Origin of the sequence: Rhodopirellula sp. MGV (assembly GCF_002251265.1) — a bacterium.
In the GTDB taxonomy this organism is placed as follows: Bacteria; Planctomycetota; Planctomycetia; order Pirellulales; family Pirellulaceae; genus Stieleria; species Stieleria baltica_A.
Genome location: NZ_NPDI01000049.1, coordinates 23,436 through 45,566, shown reverse-complemented (window position 1 = coordinate 45,566; position 22,131 = coordinate 23,436). Strand labels below are relative to the sequence as shown.

Annotated in this window: 18 protein-coding genes; 12 read left to right on the top strand and 6 right to left on the bottom strand. The window is 53.4% G+C overall.

Features of this window, described 5'->3' with window-relative positions:
• The 9 genes from CGZ80_RS17880 to CGZ80_RS27670 form a co-directional block, all read left to right on the top strand.
• Positions 1 to 974: RHS repeat-associated core domain-containing protein (locus tag CGZ80_RS17880; RefSeq protein WP_143544013.1), on the top strand; the 974-nt coding region annotated here is incomplete at its 5' end.
• Positions 964 to 1,608 (top strand): hypothetical protein, encoded by a 645-nt coding sequence (locus CGZ80_RS17875; RefSeq protein ID WP_094410962.1) that lies wholly within the window; start codon positions 964 to 966, stop codon positions 1,606 to 1,608. The genes CGZ80_RS17880 and CGZ80_RS17875, both read left to right, overlap by 11 nt.
• Before the next feature lie 577 nt (positions 1,609 to 2,185).
• Positions 2,186 to 3,196, top strand: coding sequence for an RHS repeat domain-containing protein (locus CGZ80_RS17865; RefSeq protein WP_094410960.1), 1,011 nt, complete (start codon positions 2,186 to 2,188; stop codon positions 3,194 to 3,196).
• Positions 3,193 to 4,017: a hypothetical protein gene (locus tag CGZ80_RS17860; protein ID WP_143543681.1), complete on the top strand. Its 825-nt coding sequence runs from the start codon at positions 3,193 to 3,195 to the stop codon at positions 4,015 to 4,017. Before CGZ80_RS17865 ends, CGZ80_RS17860 begins: the two co-directional genes overlap by 4 nt.
• 629 nt (positions 4,018 to 4,646) lie before the next feature.
• Complete coding sequence (locus tag CGZ80_RS17855) at positions 4,647 to 4,976, top strand: hypothetical protein (RefSeq protein ID WP_143543680.1); 330 nt, start codon at positions 4,647 to 4,649, stop codon at positions 4,974 to 4,976.
• Positions 4,977 to 5,858: 882 nt separating this feature from the next.
• Entirely contained in the window at positions 5,859 to 6,281 is a 423-nt protein-coding gene (locus CGZ80_RS17850; protein WP_143544012.1) for a hypothetical protein, read from the top strand.
• Positions 6,265 to 6,543 (top strand): hypothetical protein, encoded by a 279-nt coding sequence (locus CGZ80_RS17845; protein ID WP_094416938.1) that lies wholly within the window; start codon positions 6,265 to 6,267, stop codon positions 6,541 to 6,543. The genes CGZ80_RS17850 and CGZ80_RS17845 overlap by 17 nt, the downstream gene beginning before the upstream one ends.
• A 102-nt stretch (positions 6,544 to 6,645) precedes the next feature.
• Entirely contained in the window at positions 6,646 to 7,140 is a 495-nt protein-coding gene (locus CGZ80_RS17840) for a hypothetical protein (protein WP_094416935.1), read from the top strand.
• Between the two features lie 1,611 nt (positions 7,141 to 8,751).
• On the top strand, positions 8,752 to 9,147 hold the full coding sequence (locus CGZ80_RS27670) for a hypothetical protein (RefSeq protein ID WP_143544011.1): 396 nt from the start codon (positions 8,752 to 8,754) through the stop codon (positions 9,145 to 9,147).
• Between the two features lie 107 nt (positions 9,148 to 9,254).
• Here CGZ80_RS27670 and CGZ80_RS17825 read toward each other — a convergent pair whose 3' ends face one another.
• From CGZ80_RS17825 to CGZ80_RS17800, 6 genes are all read right to left on the bottom strand, one after another.
• Entirely contained in the window at positions 9,255 to 10,499 is a 1,245-nt protein-coding gene (locus CGZ80_RS17825) for a response regulator (protein WP_094416929.1), read from the bottom strand.
• A gap of 149 nt (positions 10,500 to 10,648) precedes the next feature.
• The gene (locus tag CGZ80_RS17820) at positions 10,649 to 12,127 is read right to left on the bottom strand and encodes a sensor histidine kinase (RefSeq protein WP_094416927.1); all 1,479 of its coding nucleotides are present in this window, start codon (positions 12,125 to 12,127) and stop codon (positions 10,649 to 10,651) included.
• A complete protein-coding gene (locus CGZ80_RS17815) occupies positions 12,124 to 13,503 on the bottom strand; it encodes a class I SAM-dependent methyltransferase (protein WP_143544010.1) in 1,380 nt (459 codons plus the stop codon). Before CGZ80_RS17815 ends, CGZ80_RS17820 begins: the two co-directional genes overlap by 4 nt.
• 117 nt (positions 13,504 to 13,620) lie before the next feature.
• Complete coding sequence (locus tag CGZ80_RS17810; RefSeq protein ID WP_094416923.1) at positions 13,621 to 14,322, bottom strand: HTH domain-containing protein; 702 nt, start codon at positions 14,320 to 14,322, stop codon at positions 13,621 to 13,623.
• 448 nt (positions 14,323 to 14,770) lie between these two features.
• Positions 14,771 to 15,784, bottom strand: coding sequence for a peptidylprolyl isomerase (locus CGZ80_RS17805; RefSeq protein WP_094416920.1), 1,014 nt, complete (start codon positions 15,782 to 15,784; stop codon positions 14,771 to 14,773).
• Positions 15,781 to 17,145: a hypothetical protein gene (locus CGZ80_RS17800; RefSeq protein ID WP_233148494.1), complete on the bottom strand. Its 1,365-nt coding sequence runs from the start codon at positions 17,143 to 17,145 to the stop codon at positions 15,781 to 15,783. Before CGZ80_RS17800 ends, CGZ80_RS17805 begins: the two co-directional genes overlap by 4 nt.
• 142 nt (positions 17,146 to 17,287) lie before the next feature.
• On the opposite strand from CGZ80_RS17800, the gene CGZ80_RS17795 reads away from it, so the two are divergent.
• The 3 genes from CGZ80_RS17795 (at position 17,288) to CGZ80_RS17785 (ending at position 22,074) form a co-directional block, all read left to right on the top strand.
• Positions 17,288 to 18,382 (top strand): DUF1570 domain-containing protein, encoded by a 1,095-nt coding sequence (locus tag CGZ80_RS17795; protein WP_094416918.1) that lies wholly within the window; start codon positions 17,288 to 17,290, stop codon positions 18,380 to 18,382.
• Between the two features lie 61 nt (positions 18,383 to 18,443).
• Positions 18,444 to 19,871, top strand: coding sequence for a sulfatase (locus CGZ80_RS17790; RefSeq protein WP_094416916.1), 1,428 nt, complete (start codon positions 18,444 to 18,446; stop codon positions 19,869 to 19,871).
• Positions 19,872 to 19,992: 121 nt separating this feature from the next.
• A complete protein-coding gene (locus tag CGZ80_RS17785; RefSeq protein WP_233148493.1) occupies positions 19,993 to 22,074 on the top strand; it encodes a M13 family metallopeptidase in 2,082 nt (693 codons plus the stop codon).
• The last annotated feature ends 57 nt before the right edge of the window (positions 22,075 to 22,131 follow it).

Sequence of the window (22,131 nt, the reverse complement as noted above, 5' to 3'; positions counted from 1 at the left end):
ACTACACCTCAGGTGCGGCGGCCTCCAGTCCCACCTACGACTACGTCTATGCGTCTTACATCGACGAACCGGTCATGCGGTCAGGAAGCGGCGGCAACAGGTACTACCATCGCAACCAACAGTACAGCATCACCGCGCTGACGGATTCGTCGGGTACGATCAAAGAACGCTATGCCTACGACGCCTATGGCAATCTGTCGGTGTTCGATGGGAGCGGGACGGCACGTACGGCGACGGCCGAGGGCAACCGCTACACCTATACCGGCAGGGAGTGGGACGACGAACTGTCGCTCTATCACTATCGGGCTCGGATGTACGACCCGATGTGCGGGCGGTTCTGCTCCAGAGATCCAATTGGGTTTCGCGGAAGCGCGCACAACTTGTACCAATTCATCGACTCCGATCCGCTTGCAAGTACCGATCCATCTGGCCTTGTTGCGTGCAAATGCCAGGTTACGTTCTCGGCGAACCTCTTTTACAAAAAAAAGGGTAAGTGGGTTCCTGATGACCCCGCTTCAATTGGTCCGTATACCGCAGGCTCAAAACCGTTCTTTGGAGTGGCCACTTGTTCGCTTGCAGCGAAGACTACCGTTTACGGAAAATCTGCATATGGACTCAAAAAGGGCGGAGTAGCTCTTGGTAAGTTTGACCAAAAGTTCGACATTTCCGTTTCGGTCACTTGCTACAAGAAACCATGTCCGTGCAATCATCTCACGGTCGACGCATCTTTGACAAATCTAGATTTCTGGTTTGTAGATGCAGTGAATAGTTGGGGGAAGGGAGTCGGAACATATATTTACGGAGGCTTATTTAGTCCGAAACCTGCAAACTTCCACTTGTCGTCGATCGTTGGACCTGCGCCGAATCCAGTAGGCGCGGATTGCACTGACACGATCAAAGTGCCGATTAGCGACGGACTTCCGCTTGTTTACGGTGTTTCTGGAAATGTTACGGTGGTAATAAATGTTTTCTAAACTGACTCTTTGGTTTGTCATTGGATGCTCGGCGGTGAGTTGGTGCACGACCGCGAAAGCAGAAGATCAAGCCATTCTGGTATTGACAGTGGATCCCTTCGAATCGGCGAGAGCGAAACCGCCCGATGAGATTTTTGGGCGATGGGAGAAAAACGTGCAGAGTCCTGACGGTTTAGGGTCTGTTAAGCTTCTTGTTACCCCAGGGCCAGACAATCTTGTTTCGATTCGGCTTGAAAGTATCGCATGGTCATTGGATTTTTGGGTGTCTTTCTACAGGTTGGAAAGAACGACTATTGGTGTTGCACAAATTGCATCTTCTACCTCGGATGCATTTCATTTACGGTACACTCACCTGCCCGCTGTTCATGTTTTAAAGATTTCAGCAGAGGGCGAGGAGCTTAAGATTGCTGCCAGTAACAAACGGGCAGTCGATGATTTGCACGGTGACAACGTTATGACCGTTTCATTGTCGGCGGGTAGGGTGTTGTTGGCAGGCGAAAACAGTGATGTTGAAAAGGCTTTGAACAGGAGTCTTTCCGCAAATTCCTTTTCGGAAGCGACATTTACGTTCGTTCGGGAGAAATCAAACAGGACGGCGGGAGTTTCGGAGAAAGGACCGGGTGAATCGGAGTGAAGCGACGCTTCAACAAACGAATGGCCAATTGGTGCCACTCAAAAACTTGATGCGTCGTGACGCGAACAGCGATGGAAAAGGAAAAAGGTGTCAGGACTCTTAAAAGAGGATTCCGGCTAATTTGCGGATGATGCCACCCACAAAACACGACGGAGTCAAGTTAGCTCGTCGGTAGCCGATCGGTCGCGATAGCGGTATTGCCACCTCAATACCGGACGGGATGCTTGCACTGCTGGATCAGATCACCCTCGCTAAGTCGATTTGGGCAACAGTCTGCTACAATCTCGGTACCTGCCGTGCAAGAAGATAAACAGGCGCGGACGCAATATCACTTGGCTCGGCGTCGAGGGAAATGAGCTATTCTTGCAAAGGTGATCGCCAGGCTGTCTGTGTCGGTGATAGCGAGGTGTAGCCCAGGTATAGCACCGGCGAAATTTATGAAAACAGCGTGTTTTGCCGTGCGAACCGCTGCGACAGCAGCTTTCAACCAGGATTGGCACTGGACCTTGTTGGTCATAGACGAAATTTGAGAACTCGATAGAAAGCTCGAAAATCCAGCATCGGCTAAACTGGTGTAATGGTCGCGCTCAATTCATCCAACCGAAAACCAATTCGCCGAACAGGCAGCGACGCCCCCGTCGTTCGCGCAACCAATGGTGGGCGGTACTACCATCGCAACCAACAGCACAGCGTCAATGCGCTGACTGATTCGTCTGGTGGGATCGTTGAGCGGTACGCCTATGATGCCTATGGCGGATTGTCGGTGTTCGACGGGAGTGGGACGGCACGTACGGCAACGGCCGAGGGCAACCGCTACACCTATACCGGGCGTGGGTGGGACTCTGAATTGTCGCTCTATCACTATCGAGCCCGGATGTACGATCCGATGTGCGGGCGGTTCTGCTCCAGAGATCCAATCGGGTATGAAGCTGACGATTCTTTGTATCGTTTTGTTGGCAATAGGCCACTCATTATGGTTGACTTTGACGGTTTGCAGGCGGTGCAAGTTCTCGATGAAGGAACGGGCAATGAGAGCGGGTGCACAGCAGGGGAGAATGCATGCATCACCGATATAAAGAATCGAGTTAAACAGCTGGTTCAACAGCGAGTCGCAGCAGGTGGAAGCTGTTTCGTACCTCACCGACCAAGCGAACGCGAACTCGAATGCCGGAAGAACGTGGATCAGTGTCTTTTAAATACGATTGATAAAATTTCGTTCGAGTGCCGAACGGACACCCCATGCAACAAAGATGCGTATCGAGCCGTGGAACGACGCTCGTACGTCAAAGGAAAAGACGAAGTCCGTAAAAAGAAAGACTGTAAACCAAGGCAGAAGGACTACACGGTTTTCCCTGATCCCGTTCTTTCAGAAAGCAAGATCATCTTATGCGTCAGCTCGCCAGGAAGCAGCGGTGCATGGCCTCGACGTTCGACAGACATTGTTGTTTGGTGTCGCAATGCTGGCTTGAGGCGTGATCTTGCCCGCACAATTGCACATGAGATAATGCGCAATTGCGTTGGAGATCACATGAACACACCAGGGGATTGCCCCGCTCGGACGTCCGGATGCAGGTATCCTTGGCAATGACTTCATTCGAAACTGCGGGAGGTAAGGCAGTGCTGAAAAATGTTTGCATTTGTGCGTTTTTACTAACTGGGCTTGTTGAAATTGGCCATAGTGATGAGCGGTCACCAGTAGTTCCAGTTCGATATGAACGGAAGGAAGGTAAGAGATTTGTTTGTGCGCAGCCTTCTTCCCTTGCTCAGAAAGCTGGAGATGCAACGCTATTCGTTGCAGGAACGAATGCGAGGATTAACAGCAACCAAACGGTATTCGGAGATGTTGAGTCGTTCGACCTCGAGGACGGATCTGTTGTCTATTTGACAAAGTTTTCGTCGGCATGGCTTTGCGATCGAGACAAGGTTGACTTGGTCGTTAAAACGAAATTGCGAGCAAAGTTCTGGCACTTTGATTTGGCAAGAAGGCGTCTTGTGCTTACCGCTGGTGTTGATGAACACTCTCGCGACTTCGCCGTGCGAATTGTTTTAGAGGATCAGAAATTAATGGGTGAGCTGAACAAGCAACTCGCAAAAATTGATAACACTGAGCTAGGCAAGATCATTGCGGATGGGCAGATAGTGCCAATCTACGACGAAGCGGTTGGGTGCTTGAAGTTCACGGATGCAAATGGCGAACTTTTTGAACTGCCACTACCTCAAGGGAATGCGAAAAATCCAAGTCGGAATGCTTCTGTTTGGGTTCCGTTGCAGCGTCCGCTTCAGGTTGACGCCACCTATGAAGTGGATGGGACGCGCGGCAACCAAAGCGATGACACGAAGTCATCAGGCTGGATGCCCGCCACTCTTGACGACCGCGCATCTTTGGTGAATGCAGGACAGGCCAGATGATGCCGCCCACAAAACACGACAAGGGCAAGTCAAATTGTCGGTAGCCGATCGCTCACGATTGCGATGTAGCGGCCTCAACACCGAACGGAAAGCTTGAATTGTTGGATCGGTTCGCACTCGCTGAGCCAAATTGAACATCAGTCTGCTAAAAACACGATGCTCGCATGGCAAGAAGAGAACGGGCGCGGACCCAACACCACTTGGCTCGGCGCCCAGGGAATGAGCTATTCTTGCAATGGTGATCCCTAGGCTGTCCGTCGGTGATAGCGAGTTGTAGCCCACGTACAGCATCGGCGATAGATACAAAAAGCGCGTGTTTTGCGGTGCGAGCTGCTGTACTAGCAGCCTTTGACTAGAATTGGTACTGGACCTTGTTGGACTTAGACGACGCCTGAGACCTCGATAGAAAGCTTGAGAACCCAGCATCGGCTAAACAGGTGAAATGGTCGCGCTTAACCCATCCAGCCGAAAACCAACTTCCCCTACGATCGACCACGCCTCCGTCGTTCGCGCCGGCAATGGCGGGCGGTATTGCCATACAACCCGGAGCTAGAGTGGACGAACGAATAATTTTCCTTCAAGAATTGTGTCAAAGAATAGGCATAGTTCGGAATTGCGCATTCGATTTGGTGTCCAGAGATGCCGACTGGGATTTGCGAGTTGGCCCTTTCCAATACTTTCGCATCATTCATTCAGAAGAACTCGCCGAAGGCCCTGTCCTTTGGTCGAGTGTCGTACTGACGGCACCTAAGACCCTGCTGAAAGAACGATGCAGGCACATCCCAGTGACGCTGCTTCATTTCTTTGAGAATGGCGAAAGCATTGGCGGGGCGACAATTGACTGGAACTCCGCGAACACAATCTATGCGATTGATGAAATTGCATATCAGAGGAGGTTTGATCCTGACGATCGAAGTGTCAAGAAAGCCATGATGAAGATGAAACTGGCAAATGAATAAGAAATGAAACGGTGTCAGCACTCTTGAATGGGGCGTTCAGCGGCGGACGCAGCACTTGACTGTTGAACCAGGGCAACTTCTGCCGCAACCAAAGGGGCGATTTGCCTTTCCGATTGATTAGTTTGGCGGCAACGGTTACTACCGCCAATCAATAGGGTGTGATCCATCGGGCTCAGCGATGCGGACAATGTCCCTTCGGGTGAGTTTGTTTCGTCCATATCCGGCTCCGTTGTGTTCGCTCTCGTATCTCTCATGATTCATGCGTGCCTTGTCACAACCGATCACTCGTGGCGCGCAGGTCCCATCGCCGGCGTTTTACCTCAAGCCAGTCAGCACGGAAGAGGCGGGGAGGGAAAAATGAAAAACAGCAGTCGCGGAACTGCGAGAAGCAAAAACAAGGCCGCAAGAATTCGACCGGGGATGCTTCTGTCGCGACGTTCGACTCAGTCCTCTGCACCGACAAACTCTCTGATGACGCCGAAGTCCATATCGTGGGCGTGCGAAGCAGTGATCGAAGGGTATGGATGTCGCGATGGGGAATTCGCACCGCCGGCCCCTCCGGGGCGAGCATTTCGTTGGGGTCGTAATCTCGGGGTTGCCACCCCGAGCTACCGACGCGGACTCCTCCGGAGTCAAGCCTGCCGCCGCTGAATGAACCCGCTTCAGGCAACGTGGCAGCTCGACTCGCGGACGGTTCGGAGAACCGAGCGACATTGTCGCTCAGCTCTCCGAGCTGATTGCGTCTCCAAGAGTGCAGAATCGAGTTCCACTTTCCAATATTCGTTGTGCCCCAGACATAGTTGTCGTTATGAGGGAAAAGGTGTATATGAAGGCAACAGTGTCAGTACTCTTAAATGGGGCTTCCATCTGCGGACGCACGTCTTGACTGCAGAACTCGATCATCTTCCGCCGCAACCAAAGGGGCGCATTGCCACTCTGACTGATTCGTTTGACGGGGAGGGAGCTACGATTTCCGGGATGATGGATGGAACCAGCTATTGCATCGATCCGGACTCTTGGGCTGCAGAGCGTGCTGCGGCGCTCGGATCAACGCCTGTAGTTATTGCGATTGATGATAAGATCGTCGCCAAATACGGTGGGCTAGCCAATCTAAACGCTCCTCACGAGACACGTATCCCGGTCGAACACTTCGATTCGATTTCTCCTGATGGGGAATGGACGGTGCCATCCATCTTCCAGAAAAGCGAGTTGTATTTGAACCACGGCGCTCGCGGTACAATAAGCGGTCGCTGGGCCTCTGCCGCGATTAGCTGGCTCGTTCAGGATCGTGCAGCTGAGTTTTGATCCAGCGGCGGCGCAGCGTGGTACCGAAGGCTTTCACTTTCATTCGGTGGCTGGTGCGTTGGCGATGGCTAGTTTGACCAGCGACAGGCTAGTCGAAGCAGGCCGCCGCGATTACTTGGCCGCAATGTTACTGCCGGCCTGTTTGACTTGCGTGCTCTTGCATCGATTCTGGGCTGCCGATGCACGAGGCCTTGCCGAAGAACTTGGGCCAGTGCCAAACCAAGACCCAGCGGCAGCGCGGTCTGCGTGGAACTGTATCTAGCCAAGTACTTGAAAAATTCAAAATAGTCTCTCTGTCGGACGGTGGATCAAGCCATTAAGCGACGGCAGTTCAATGCGGGGTGCGGCATAGGAGAACGAATCAGTGCGCAAAACATCAACTGACGAATTCAGAGAACTCGTTGTGTCAATCTGTCAACAGTCATCCGACAATTTGGATTCATCCAATGATGACTTGGAAAAGGCCAAGGTTCTGTTTGTTGCGGAATGGCTGCTCTCCCGAAATGCTGACAAGGATACCTCTACCCTGCTAGACGATTTACGAGACGGATTAGCTCTTGACCTGCAGCTTGACATGCTCGACCCTCACCGCTTTGAACAGCTCAGTAGCCGGCTTCGGTGGCTTTTGCCACAGTTGTCGCCAGCCGGTCATGTCGCTGATTTTGTTGTACACGAACTATTCTCTCGCGCGGTAGCAGCGTATCACAACTCCGGGAATTTGCGTTGCGAGCCAATAATTAAGCTTATTTGGGAACTGCAACGGTTGTCGCCTTGGATTGTCGAGGGTGCTTATTTGTTACATCCACAGCTTATCGATGAACATCGTGAAACCTATCGAGAGTCGATTGACCGTTCCTGACAGAACTGATGCGACAGATTGCGGCAGCAGCGCAGGGCAGCATTACGGTCTGGAAAACATGTAGAAATATTTTTTCGGCTCCGTCGAAATCGGTTCGTTGAAGTTCGGTGCACATTTCAAGAGAGCGGTGGTTGCACCTACAATGAAGCTAAACTTGCAGACAACTTTGTTTCTAGGATTCACATTACTTTGCAGCACGTCTGCAAGATCCCAGGATACGGTTCGGGCACGGATTGTCAGTCAGGTTGAGATCAATCTCAGTAACAGGCTTGAGCGCAAAGTCAAAGAGGGCACCTTCACTTGGAGCACTGGATTAAAAAGGGGATAGCCCGACTTTTCAGAAGGCAATGAAAACGTTTCGGGCACCGAGAATGTGGATTAGGTAATTCGCTGGTGCACTTCCGATGTTGAAGAATGCGGCGGACGAACGATTGGAACGCACAACCGAGTGGATGCCTGGCGCAACTGCCTAGCTCGTTGTGATAGGCAGACGCGGGGGGAAAGGTTGTCTTGCGAGTGAAACGGGAAGATTGATGGTGCCGTCGACCTAACGTATGTCTCGGGCCGGACAGACCGGATCTCGACAAGCATCCTGATGACGCCGAAGTCCATACCGTAGGCACGCGAAGAAGTGATTGGCGGGCTTGATTTCGAGTTGGTGAATTTGCACCGCCGGCCCCTCCGGGGCGAGTATGTGGTTCGCGTCGCAATCTCGGGGTTGCCACCCCGAGCTACTGACGCGGACTCCTCCGGAGTCAAATGCGCCGCTGAATGACCCCACTTCAGGCAACGTGGCAGCTCGACTCGCGGACGGTTCGGAGAACCGAGCGACATTGTCGCTCAGCTCTCCGAGCTGATTGCGTGCCTTGCTAGAACCGATCACACGGATGGCAGCGAAGTCTACCCCGAAGGCGTGCGCAGCTATGACCGGGGTGTTTGATTCGAGTTGGGGAATTCGCACCGACGGCCCCTCCGGGGCGAGCATTTCGTTGGGGTCGTAATCTCGAGGTTGCCACCCCGAGCTACCGACGCGGACTCCTCGGGAGTCAAAACTGCCGCCGCTGAATGAGCCTGCTTCAGGTAGTGCGGAAACGCTTGGTAGCTCGATGCGCATACGGTTCGGAGAACCGAGCGACATTGTCATTCAGCTCTCCGAGCTGATGGCGTGCCTTGCTAGAACCGATCACACGGATGGCGACGAAGTCTACCCCGAAGGCGTGCGCAGCTATGACCGGGGTGTTTGATTCGAGTTGGTGAGTTCGCAACGTCTGCCCCGACGGGGCGAGCATTTCGCAGGACTCGCAAGCTGATTTGAGCAGCCCCCCGGTAGAACGCCGGAGACTCAAACATTGGAAGCTGCCAGTGGATCGCTAATGAACACTCGATTATTGCGGTCCGCTACCCGCCATTAACACCGTCCGAGCGGAGCGGGTGAACCGCCTCGAAATTCTCATTCAAATCGCACTCTTCGTCTGGCGATAGCACTTGCGGCAACCCAGCTTTTCACGCCGCACTACAACGCATTGTGTTTCTTTTCCGTGAATTTACGAGTTTTCAACACGGTGCACAGTTTGTGTGCGTCTTTGCTTGAATGCTGATCACATATTCAGCATGACAGCAAAAGAAGCATTCACAGGGCGGAAAACCCACGGAGTGCCTATGGTGGAGATTTCCACCAAGCCGGTTTTCAGGGTGACTACAAAAAGCGAGGCTCATTTTTGCCAGAGGGGCGAGGTGGCACTGGCACAGCGTTCGCTTTTTACTACCCCGGAAACCCAAACAAACCATTCAATCCAAACTGATTTGAGAATTGAGGAGTTAACCATGCTTGGAGCAACTTTCGTCTGTTTCGCAATCGCTTCGATCACCGGCATTCTTGGTTTCAGCAACCTTTCGATGTTCGCCACGGTGATCTCAAACGTCCTGCTGGCTGTATTCTTGATGCAATTTGCGACCGAGCGAATGGTCGGAAAGATCAAGCCACAGACCAAGCACACCGACCGCTAGTCGGCTCACAAGAGGGCTCTGCCCGCTAGTCGGCTGACAAGAAGGCGCGATCGCAAGCCGTGAATAGCTAATCGCGGTTTCAGCGATGAGACGAGCGCACCGGCCCGCTACTGGCCGAGCAACCTGCTGTTTTCATCAATCCAAGTCTCCAACGATCGGTAGACTTGGTCAAATGAATGAGCCGTGATACGGCGATCCGAATGCGAGTTCCCGGATCGAGCGCGGGGTAGCGTCACACGAATCGCAGGCCCCGACGGCGGGTGAGGTTCAATACGAAGCTTTCCACCCAAGTGATGTGCGATCAGAAACGCACTGAGCAAATCCATATCCATTCCGATCGGCCACTGGCGAATCGGGACCACCGCCGAGAAAAACGAGGCGAGTTGATCTTGGTCAAGTGACCGAAACATGCCTTTGATTTCGAGACACGCGTCGCTGCCGCGCGGGGACACGGTCACCGTCAACTTAGTTGGTTGGTCCTGTACATCAGCCATGCGCCGAATCAACACTTCGATCAGTTGTCGAAGCATACCTTCGTCTGATTCAATCGTCATCGGCGATTCGGCCGCCACAGCGACATCGACGTCGTCATCAACCATCTCACGCGCACTGCGTCCGGCGACCGCCTCGGCAATGTTTGCCAGGTCTACATCGCCTTCCCAGCCAGTCGACGTCGAAACCGTTTCCCGAAGCAGCTGGTCAATGGTAGTAACCATTTGCAACGCTTCTTTTTTGGCAACGGCTGCCACATTGAGTTCCGCCAATTCGTCCATCTGGACCTGCAAGCGGTGCTCGATCGGTGACTGCTGCATGTAACTTTCGAACGCGCCCCAAGAATCACCGAGTTGGTGACCGAACGCGGCAATCGCAGTCGCGAGTCCACGGACACGATCCATCACGATCAGCCGATGAAACACGCTCAGTTTTTCTTCGAGTAGTTTTTCGCGTTGCACGATCAATTCGTGGAAATCGATTGCGCGTTTCAGCGTCCCGATCATTTCGCCTTCGTCGATCGGTTTCGTCAGATAACGAAACGCCCCCCCTTCGTTGACCGCTTGAACCGCGTAATCCAATTGCGTGTACGCAGTAACGAGAATCCGAACAATATGGGGATACCGATGACGCACACGTTCCATCAGATCGACACCGCTGACTTCGCCCATCCGTTGATCAGTGACCAAGACGGCAATCTTTTCAGAATGGGCTTGAACGTATTCCCAACCCTCTTCGCCACTCGCCGCCGTATCGATTCGAAAATCGTCACCGAACAGCTGTTCGAAATATTTCAGCGCGGTCGTTTCATCGTCGACGTAAAGGACAAGCTTGTCTTCCGTCGGCAACTGGATGTTCATAAGGAGATGCGTCTAGACGAAGTAAAATGAAGAGTCGTAAGTTGCTAGTGTATTCTTTAATACCTAGCGTGATCACTGTGTTAAACACACTGTGTCAAATTGTCATTTTTGACATTCGACAATCGAGCAACGCGGACGAACACTGGCTACTATCGCGAGGTCGATGCCATATCGCTTGGCAGAATCGTTTGGGAAGTCGACTTCGCCCCATCCCGGGATGACACGGCAGTGGCTGCAAGTGGCAAATCGAACGTCACTTTTGTACCGACGCCAAGATTGCTATCGAACCGGATCGTACCTCCATGAGCAGATACGATTGTCTCACAGATCCCCAGCCCCAGCCCTAATCCCTCACCTACGTGGGAGGTGTAATACGGCTTGATTGCCTGTTCAATCTGTTCGTCAGACATCCCAACGCCTTCATCAGCAACGGTGACCAACACGCGCGGACCGTCGACTTCGGCCGAGACATAGATTTGCTTCTTTCTTGTTTCGCTTGACTGGGATCGCTGACCACTCAGCCCTGGTACCGGCGGCTGGTCTTTGTCTCGATCGCGGATCGCGCGTTCCCCGTTGTGAATCAAGTTCAACAACACTTGAACGATCTGGCTTTGTGCGGCACTGACGATCACACGCAGCGACGGTTCGTCCAACTGTACTCGCCCGTCGGGAAGTTCGTGTGTTAAAAAACGTATCGCGGTTTCGACTGCATCGATTAGCAAGATATCTGACTTAACGGCTAGCTGCTCAGGATGAGCAAAGGTCCGCAGGTCAGTCACGATGTGGCTGATCCGCGTTACCCCCTCCTCGATATCGGCGATCGTTTCACTCGGATCGCCACCCTTCGCCAATCGTTTTTTTAGGACCTTGATCGCCATTAACGAGTAATTGACGGGGTTGTTGATCTCGTGCAGCAACCCTGCCGCGACCCCAGCAATCGCCCGCATCTTTTCACTGTGGACCAACTGTTGTTCGGTGTCTTGTAGTTGCAGGATCGACTCACGACGTTGACGCTCTTTTTCGATCAAATCCTGCTGCAAGCAGTAAGCCTCAAACCGATTTTTTCGATAGGTGTAGCAAACCGTCACACAAGCGGCGCTGCTTACCGAGAGAAAGAATATTCCTTCGATGGCGACATCCGTTGCTAGAACTGACAATCCGTTGTTCGCCACTAGCGTCCCCGCATAGACGGCAATCAATGAAAAGCAGCAGATCAGTGATTCGACCGCACTAAAGCCCAGCATTTGCACGATGATCATCAGCAAAATCAGGCCAAAGTAATACCGTGATTGCCCCGCGTCTGTCGCGTGCATCATCCAGCACATGAACGCGCCGGGAATAAAGACCAAGAGAAAACTGACCGGTGAAAACCATCTTCCGGCCGACCAATGTCGCCTTGTCATCAGCCCCGCGACAAGAAGCGTTGTGGCGATCAGTCGTCCCACCAATAAACTGGTGAATGCGTCAGGATACAAAAACCAATCCAGCACGGCGCCGGCTGGCATCAAGACTGAGCCAAGGGTTAGTCCGATGTCTGCCCAATAGCATCGGTTGAGGCGTTCGGCACTGACGAAGGCTTCGTGATCGCTGGGCTTCCCATAGTCACGAATCACCGAATTTACGCTCATTCGGCTGGCTTCCGTATTTCCAAGAACACGTTGACGCCTGTCGAATCCACGTACGCTTGCTGCTCGCCTAAGCCAGGAACCAAGTTGTGCATGTCCTGCTGATTACGAAGTTCCAGGTTCCAGTCCAACACCATCCCCATCATCGCAACCGAAGAATGGTTTGGCGTCACATTGGTTACCAACACAATTCCGCCCGGCTGAACCCATTCGTAAAATAGCTCGATCAAAAACCCGCAAGTCGCGTCGCGCAGGTAATCGAACAACCCGGCACAGTACACAACGTCATACTTCTGGTCGAAAGCATTCTCGTGTCCCGATTCCTGGGCCATCTTGAGTATTTCGTGAACGCTCCGCTGCTCGGTGACCAAGTTCATTTCTGGACGCTGATGTCGCGCTCGCGGTATCAAAGTGGATTCCACGAAATCCAATGTCTCGCGATTAAAGTCGACCAAGCGGAAATCGACATTGCCGGATGCCGGCTCAGATTTCATAAACCGCGAAATCTCTTCGGCGGGACCACAGCCGATGTTCAAAATCTGTACCCGCCGTTTTGGCACGCTTTCGCTGAGCGTTAAATCGGTACGCGAATTCGCGAGGACAGGAGCAGACAGGGTACGGTACGTTTCGCGTGTGATCGCGCGCTGCAGCAGTTCGATTCGGTTGCGGTGTGCGGCAGGTGCGTCATGACGTAACGCGGACGCATTGACTAACTTCGCGTACGTGTTCGTTCCCTCCCAGGGATCGTTCAACATCATACGGACCATTTCGAAATCACCCGCATATCCGAGCGGCTTATTGAAGGCTCGATTCATGAATGGCGAAACCATCAACAGCGGGTGTAGCTCACGCTGAGCGAGCGCGCGATGGAACGGGGCGTCTTTGCGTGGCACCTGGCGAGTCGCTTCTTCGAATTCACCATTTAAGTCAGCAAACTTCGGATAGATCTCTTGGTCGACATCCCGCACAAAGTCCAACACACGGTTTGAATTTGCTTCCCGATCGATATCGGCTTCCATCTCCCAGTGCTCAAGCCACCGTCGCAGTTCCTGCAGGTAGCTCCGCAGGTTTGAGATCGAGGTGCGAAAGCGTTCGCCAACACGCGTGTTCGCTTCGTCCCAATCGCCGACAAAGTCGCGAACGAAAGAACGCAGCGTTTCACCGGGTTGCAGGTCTTTAAGATCGGACCAAGGATCAACGAGCGACGCCGAGACGATCAAGATCAATCCGGTGTTAAGCAATCCGGTAATCACCGCTCGGCCGGCATAGGTTGCCCGGTTGCCTTGATGAATCTTCAGCTCATCGAGAACTTCAGATAATTGGACGATGGAGTAAGGATTGTAGACTTCGAAGACTACGTTTTGCCTAGACAGTCGCACCAGTGTTCCATCTGCGGCAACTCCCTGTGAGTTCTTGAAGCTCACGTGCGAAGAAATTGTCGAATTCCTGATAGCCACAAAGACCCCACAATGGCAGAGAAACACTTGCAAACCGAACTAAAGCGTTCGAGCAGCCTCCGCCGCCACGCTTTGTAGAACACCATCGTCAACCTTCTTGATAAACGATGACGCTGTTCGGACAAGCCGCCCGTTTTGATCGATCCCTTCGACGATTACCTTGTCCGCTGTGATCGTAATCTGACGAATGAGCAGGTGTTGAATGTCCCGATTGATTCCGCTCGGATCGCCAGCGATCGACAAGATCCGTTTTCCTCGATCGAGTGCCTCTGTCAAAGACCCGAGATTTGAACGAGTTGGTCTCCACCCATCGTGATGGGGCACACGCGGCAACGACTCTCTCGGGGATAAACCAGCCCCCAGTTGGACATCAGCTTCGGTCGCTAGAACGTCCGCCTGTTCTTCCGCGATCGTTTCCTCACCGGTCAGGATTGCAGCCGCATGGCGGATGATAGAAACCACTGTCGATGATTCACCCGACTGACGGATTGCTTGGCCGATCACTTGCTGGAATCGCTCGCAATCGTCCCCCTGGTCAGCGCCCGCGAGTCCGGCAATCTTGTAGCGTCCTTCGCGATGGTCGAAGCTGATCTCGACACCTAACTCTTTTAGGAATGCGATATCGCGATAAAACGTCCGGCGATTGACGTTCAGTTCGGATGTGATCGTATGGGGATCTGCCGCTACCCCCGAATGGACCAGTCGGAGGATCTCTAGGGCTCTATCAAGTCGGTGCCGCATCGTGACCTAATTTCGCTTTCGAACTACTTGAACGGGCCGATCCACGTACCAGGTGCACGTGCTCAGTGGCACATACCAGAGGATCGGGGAGAGTAACTGACTAAAAAATCCTGGCGGGTACCTGACAGAACGATGGAAAATGACGTCACCCGGCATGAAATTTCTTGCCCAAGTGACAGAAACCAAAGGGGCGGGGGACCAAATCACCCGAGAACCTGCAAAAGAAACAAGATTGTACTCGACGATTGCCCCGGTCCTTTGTATCCTCTTTCGCAGTGACAGCAGTTGTCACTGAAGCGTTCAGGAGGTTTTGCCCCAACTTCCTGGACGCGTTTTTTATGCGCCCAGCGAACGCCGGGCGACAGCTTAATCGACTTTCTTCGTCGGTTCCACGCCGCTAAAGGCCCGGCGGCACGTTTCTCTCTGATCTACAGCGATCACAGTTGAATCACTCTTCATCAAACGCTTGCGTCAATTGCGCAATTTCCGTTTGAAGTGAGCTGACATACCAAGTGATTTTCGCTTGTTCTGCGCCTGATTTTACCAGCAGATTGAATAGATAGTCCGCCGCCTCGCGTCTCAATTGCGATCGATCAGAAAGCGACTCGAAGGGGACAGGTTTCTGCTCACGCTCATGCACCAAGACGAAATGAAAGCCGAGCGGACTGCGAACTGGATAGGTGATTTGCCCGGGCTCAGTCCGTGCGATTGCGCGCATGACGGCCTCTGGTAAATCTCCGCTCGCGGACACCCATCCAATTAACCCGCCTTCACTTGCCGTTGAACCCTTGCTGTGTTTCTCGGTCATCGCGACAAACTGTTCCCTCAGTTCATCAGGCTGGTCTTTAAATTGCGTCAGTTCATTCCATACCGAACGCAATTGGTCTTCGTCTTCGAGTGACATCACGAAGTGCGACACCTTCCAACTGGTCGGCGTAAACCGTTCTCGATTGCTCGCGTAAAACTTCGCTAAATTTGCGTCATTCATTTTGCTACGCAAATACTCGCGCCATCCGATCTCCCAAGCCTTGGCGGCTCGCAACGCTGATTCGGTGCACTCGTATCGTTTGCAGATCGAATCGATCGACTCGCCACCCCGGCGGATCGAATCGACATACGCGTCCCAGTATCGATCGATTAATCGTTGCAGTTTCTCGCCTCCCTGTGATTTCAAACATCGCAACGCAAGATGTTGCCGCAACAGCAGATTCGCCGTCGCCTGTTTGACCGGTAAGGGGAGCCCTGAAACGCGATCCGTTTTCAGCTTCGAACGCAAAACATAGTTCAGCTCGCCGATCAGAATCGGCTGCCCATCGATCGTGACAAAAGGCTCGCCCGGGTCGGTAGGAAGTCCCGAGTTGGGCTGCGCACAAAGTGGTTGCGAACAGCCGAGCAGCAACAGCCACACCGTCGCGGCGGCGATCTGCTGTGAGAACGTTTTAGGTCGTAAGAATGTGATCATGGCAATGCGATATCGTGCAAAACGAAATCTACGGAATCGCGAACCACCGATGTCGGCGATCGATAAATCAGCTTTGCTTCATCCGGTTTATCAAGCTCGAACAGGTATCCCATGCCGACGCCGGATTCGGATCGGCTATAAAGCTCATACCCAAGGTTTTCTCTTCGATCGCCTTTCGAATCGATCACGAAGACTTCGTTTTGAAACAGCCATTGACGGTGGCTTTCGAGCGCGTCGCCGGCGTCATCAATTTCCACGGTGAAACGGACTTCGTAGATTCCGCCATTGGGCTGCACACGTTCAAGCTGAACCGTCATTGCGTCGACAGTCTTCTTGAACCCTAATTGTGAGAGTGGCACTTCAAAGTCGTGACGTTTTCCCGGTAGCAGAGACTCGATTGTCCCTGACAACGATTCAATTTTCGTTGGGTTTCCAGTCGGCAACTCGAATGGCAGATAAAACTCGCTGAACTGAATTTCCTGGTTGGCCGAGATGTCGATCGTCCGCTGAGTCGATTGGGGCTTAAGCGAGTTGCCGTCGTCCAGCTTCCCGGTCAATTGTTCGACCGGGATTGTGATGCCAATCGGGGTCATTCCTGGTTGCCAACAGAGCTCCATCGACAGATTCAATCCGCTCTGCTGTGCGTCGTTGTAAACACGTCGTGCCGCGATCGACATGGGTTCAATTCGGAACACGCCGCTGTATCCAGCTGCGTTGACCCGCGACCGCCGGGCGTCATTGCGTGGAATGAGTGCAATCGTATCCGGCGTTCCGCCGTAGTGGTTGACATCAAGATTTGTCTGATCGAGCACGTAATCCAGTGCATTCCAAAACGACAACGGGGCCCCGGTCGGCTGCACGGGCATTGTTTCATCGACGTTGTGGTCGAACTCAATTCCGCTCTCACCGCTGATGGCTTCCAATGCGTCCTCGAGTGTCGTCGCGTCGGTCAACTTGATCCGAACCGGTTTGATCTGGACCTCGGTTTTACTGGCTTGGAGTGCCGCTCGGACACGTGCCAACCGTTCGCTGGCTTCGATCGAAAATCCGGGACGCGACTCGGGTAAATAGCGAAGTACATCAGGTCCGGCTTCGATCAGTGCTTTCTCGGCACCGCGACGGTCGCCTGCTCGCGCCGCATCCAACTGCTCCAGCCAACGCAGCACGTCGTCTTTTGAGACTTCAGTGTTGGCCTGATCAGGCGGCGCATCTTGCGCGAACACACTGTTCGATACGCAGCTGTGCAAGCACACGACCATCGCGATCACAGCGAAGACGCCGTGAAAGTGAGCGGCAATTCCAGGGCGGTGATGCCGCGAGTTCGATCCGGTCGTCATAACCGAAACAATCGTCCGATTCATTTGCCTACCACGCTGACTACTTGAACAGTTGACGGGGGGTTTGTGAGCTAAGTTCCTCTTAAAGAATGGTACCAAACCCGCCTTTGCCTCGTCCGCGAAAGTCTTGTTCCTTTTCCAATTTTCCAACTTGTGATTCGCCCCTATGGATCGAACGACTGTGACGCTCGTCAAAATATCGCTCTTTTCACTCCTCATCGTCACTTCGCTCACGCCAACTGCGACCGCAATCGCGGCAGCACCTTCCATGGTCGAGTTTGAGTATGACGGCCAACGTCGCCAGGGGATCCCAATCATGGACTTCCCCGACGAAACGATCGTTTTGGGACGCGACGGACAGTTGCATTCGATCCGTGGCGAAGAACGCGAGCAACTGCAATCGATCACGTCGACGTACTCACCGGCAACAGTGATGGAGATGCGATCCCAATTGCAGCAGGAATTCGGACGCGGATTTGAAGTCTTAGCCACGCAACATTTTTTGGTGGTACAGCCGCGTGGTCGGGGCGAAAAATGGGCCGAGATCTTTGAGCAGTCCCATCGCTCGTTCATTAACTACATGTCTCGCCGCGGCATAAAAATCCGACGTGGACGGTTCCCGATGGTCGCGATCGTCATGCCAGACGAAACCGCCATGTACGCGGAACTGAAACGGATGAACGTGGACGTCAAGCGTGTTGCGGGGATCTACGCTCGCGAAAGCAATCGAGTGATCACTCACGACGGGGGACACCTACGATACATCGGCGCGACACTGCGCCACGAAGCGGCGCACCAGTCAGCCTACAACTACAACGTTCACAGCCGAGTGGTGATCACCCCCCGTTGGGTTACCGAAGGCATCGGGCAGATGTTTGAACCGGAAACCATGGTTGATACCCGCCCAGGCCTTACACCTCGCGATCGCGCCAACCAAGACAGTCTTGCCGTGCTTCGCCGTGACTACGGAGCAGATTTCAATTCCGGCTTCTCCGAAGCGGTTCGAGACTTGGTGGGTAACGACGGCATGTTCCACCAATCGCAAACGATCGACAAAGCGTACTCGGTCGCTTGGGCAATGATGTTTTACCTCGCCGAACGCGAGCCCGATGCGTATGCGAAAGTGCTCGCCGGTACAAACGCACGCGGAACTTATCAACCGTACGACCGATTCACTCGACTATCCGATTTTGAGCGATGGGTGGGTACCGATATCGATCAATTCTCGACGAAGGTCGCTTGGTTTCTAAAATCGCTGTAGTACGAAGCGGTAAACTGGTCGCCAACTGACAACCAGATTTCCCGCATCAACTGCCGACTTTGTGACCCGCCCTAATATCATTCTGATCATCACCGATCAGCAACGCTACGACACGATCGCCGCGCTCGGCTATCCCCACGTTGACACGCCGCACCTCGACCGGTTGGTTCGCGAGGGCGTGTCGCTGGAACAATGCCACGTTTCCGCTGCTTCCTGTGCGGCGGCACGCGCGAGTCTATTCAAAGGCTATTACCCGCATACCACGGGAATCTTAAAGAATGCCGATCGTTGGCGACGTAGCTGGATCGAACAGTTGAATGACGCGGGTTACTACTGCGTCAACATCGGCAAGATGCACACTTGGCCGTACTTAACGGAACTGGGATTTCACGAACGCTTTGTGGTAGAAAACAAAGATCGCTTTCTCGAAGGACGCTACTTCTTTGACGAATGGGACAAGGCGCTTCGCTATCGCGGTTTGGTCAAACAACAGCGCGAGCAATATCGTCAGCTCGACGACTACGATCAACGGCTCGGTGCCTTCGAATGGAAACTCCCTGAAGACACACACCCGGACTTCTTTGTCGGTGACATGGCAAAGTGGTGGCTCGAGTCAACGCCGAAGAAAGACCCGCTGTTCTTGCAAATCGGTTTCCCAGGCCCTCACCCACCGTATGATCCGATCGAGCGATACGCCGAACCGTATTTGAACAAGGAATTGCCGCTGATACCGGTCAGCCAACAGGAACTCGATCAGCAACCGCCAGCACTTCGCGAATTGCGTGTTCACAACTCGCAGATCGATCATGATTCGGTCGTGATGCCGCTTGAAGTATCACAAGCACAGCGTCATCGACAACGGGCATACTATCTCGCCAACGTTACCATGATCGATCAAAAGATCGGTGAGATCATGGAGACGCTGGAGCAACGAGACTACCTCGACAATTCCATCGTGATTTTCACCAGCGACCATGGCGATTGTTTGACCGATCATGGGCAAAGCCAAAAGTGGACAATGTATGAACAAATCACTCGCGTCCCAATGATCGTCTGGGCGCCAAATCGATTTGCCGCAGGCACCAAATTAACGGGCTTGGTTCAACAGATGGACCTGGGGCCAACGATTCTTCGATGGGCCGGTGTCGAATGTCCAGCCGGGCTGGAAGCGATCTCGATCGCAGACGCTTTCCAAAACCCCGAGTCGTTTTCCGGTCGCCCCTACGTTTACTGCGAACAGGCGAAAGACGGTGTGCTGACGGGGTGTGAATTCATGACCATGGTTCGTGATCAGCGCTACAAATTGGTTCATTTCTTGGACGAACCGAACGGTCAACTGTTCGACCTGCAAAATGATCCGGACGAGATCTCCAATCGCTGGAATGATGATGCGTTCCGCGATGTGAAGCGGCGACTGCTCGACGAATTGCGTGAATGGCGAATCCGCAGCGGAATTCGCACGAAAGACTGGTGTGCGGACCATCGTTAGTGCCCGCTAGATCGCCACTGCCGCGGCACAGCGTTCAGATCAAACTCATCTGCGCCGCGGACCTCGGGGGACACCCGGCGTCTACGCTAGCCGGATTTATCGCTTGCCGCCTAGAATGAAGATGTCACACGTCACCTTCACTCGACGGAAAGATAACAACGACATGCGATTGGATCTAAAACCACTCGGCTTGGCACTTCTCGTGGCAAGCACTCTTACGCAAGACACATCAGCGCTCGCACAGTCGGCCGGTAAGGTCTCCGGCATCGACCAGTCACTGTTCAGCGAGACGGTCAAGCCGGGCGAAAACTTCTACCTCTACGCCAACGAAAAGTGGCTCGCCGAAACGGAAATTCCGGCGGACAAATCCAACTACGGTATTTTCACCGTCTTGGACGACGACACGCGTGAACAAGTACGCGCCCTGATCGAAGAGGCCGCGAAGACCCAAGCGGCAGCGGGGACGCCTAGCCAAAAAGTTGGCGACCTGTACCAGAGCGTGCTTGATGTGGAAGCACGCAACGAAGCGGGAATGGAACCGATCAAGCCACTGTTGGACAAGATCGCTGCGATCGAAAATTCAACCGACCTAGCCTCTGTTGTCGGAATCTTGCGGCGTGCCGGTGTGGGAGGTCCCTTCGTCCCCTATGTCTCCGTCGACGCAAAAAAAAGCGACCAATACACGGTCTATCTGACACAGTCTGGTCTATCACTGCCGGACCGCGACTATTACCTCGACGACGAAACACGCTACGTCGAACTTCGTGAAAAGCTGAAGGAATACATTTCCGAGACGCTCAAGGCGGCCGGACATCCCGATCCAGAAACCGCCGCCAACAACGTCTTCATGATCGAAGAACGCTTGGCCACGATCCACTGGACCAAGACCGAAAACCGTGATCCGGTTGCGACTTATAACCCGCGCACCCTTTCAGAGCTGGATCATCTGCTGGGCGCTTTCAAATACTTTGACTACGCCAACGCGGCCTCGATCGGCGATGTCGAAACGGTTGTGATCCGCCAGCCGAGTTACATGGAAGGACTCGCCGAAATCTTTAAGGTCGTCACCCTTGACCAGTGGAAGGACTATTTCACATATCACACCATCGACGGTTTTGCCAGCGGTTTGAGCGAAGCGATGGAGAAACGTCACTTCGATTTTCATGATACCGAAATCAGCGGCATCACCGAGCAACAGCCGATGTGGAAGCGTGGCGTGAACGTCACTGGAAGCGTCCTCGGTGAATTGGTTGGGCAGCTTTACGTAGAAAAGCATTTCAAGCCCGTCGCCAAGCAACGCATGAACGAACTCGTCGACAACTTGATCCTCGCATTCAGCGAACGCATCAAGACGCGTGATTGGATGGGTGAAGGCACCAAGAAGCAAGCGTTGGAAAAGCTCTCCAAATTCACGACCAAGATCGGTTATCCAGACAAATGGAAAGACTACAGCGACTTGCAAATCCGCGACGGCGTGCTGGCAGATCACCTCTTGGCATCGGCAAAATTTGAGTACGATCGCGACATCAACAAACTTGGCGGTCCGATCGATCGTGACGAGTGGCACATGACACCGCAGACGATCAATGCCTATTACAACCCGACGATGAATGAGATCGTCTTTCCCGCCGCCATCTTGCAACCGCCATTCTTTAATCTCGCCGCTGACGATGCTGTCAACTACGGCGGAATCGGTGCGGTCATCGGGCACGAGCTTAGCCATGGCTTCGATGACAAAGGTAGCAAGTTCGATGGCGACGGAAACTTGCGCATGTGGTGGACCGAAGAAGACCGCATGGAGTTCGAACGACGGGCGCAAGGCTTGGTCGAACAGTACAACAGCTATGTGCCGATCGCCGGACGTACCGTAAACGGCGAATTAACACTGGGCGAAAACATTGGTGACCTCGGTGGGTTAAGCGTCGCCTATGCGGCTTACAAACTGTCTCTCGAAGGCAAAGACGCGCCGCTCATCGACGGCTTGACGGGTGACCAGCGTTTCTTCCTCGGTTGGTCACAGATTTGGCGTCGTAAATATCGAGATGCCGAAATGGTCCGACGTCTAAGCGTCGATCCGCACAGTCCAAGCGAATTTCGCGTCATCGGCGTCGTCCGCAACATGGACGCATGGTACGAAGCGTTCAATATCGGTGATGACAGCCAACTGTTCCTCGCCCCCGAAGAACGTGTCCGCATCTGGTAGTGCGTAGACGCACTAACGAATCGGTCTTCAACGAAACGCGGCCCGGCAAGTCATCGT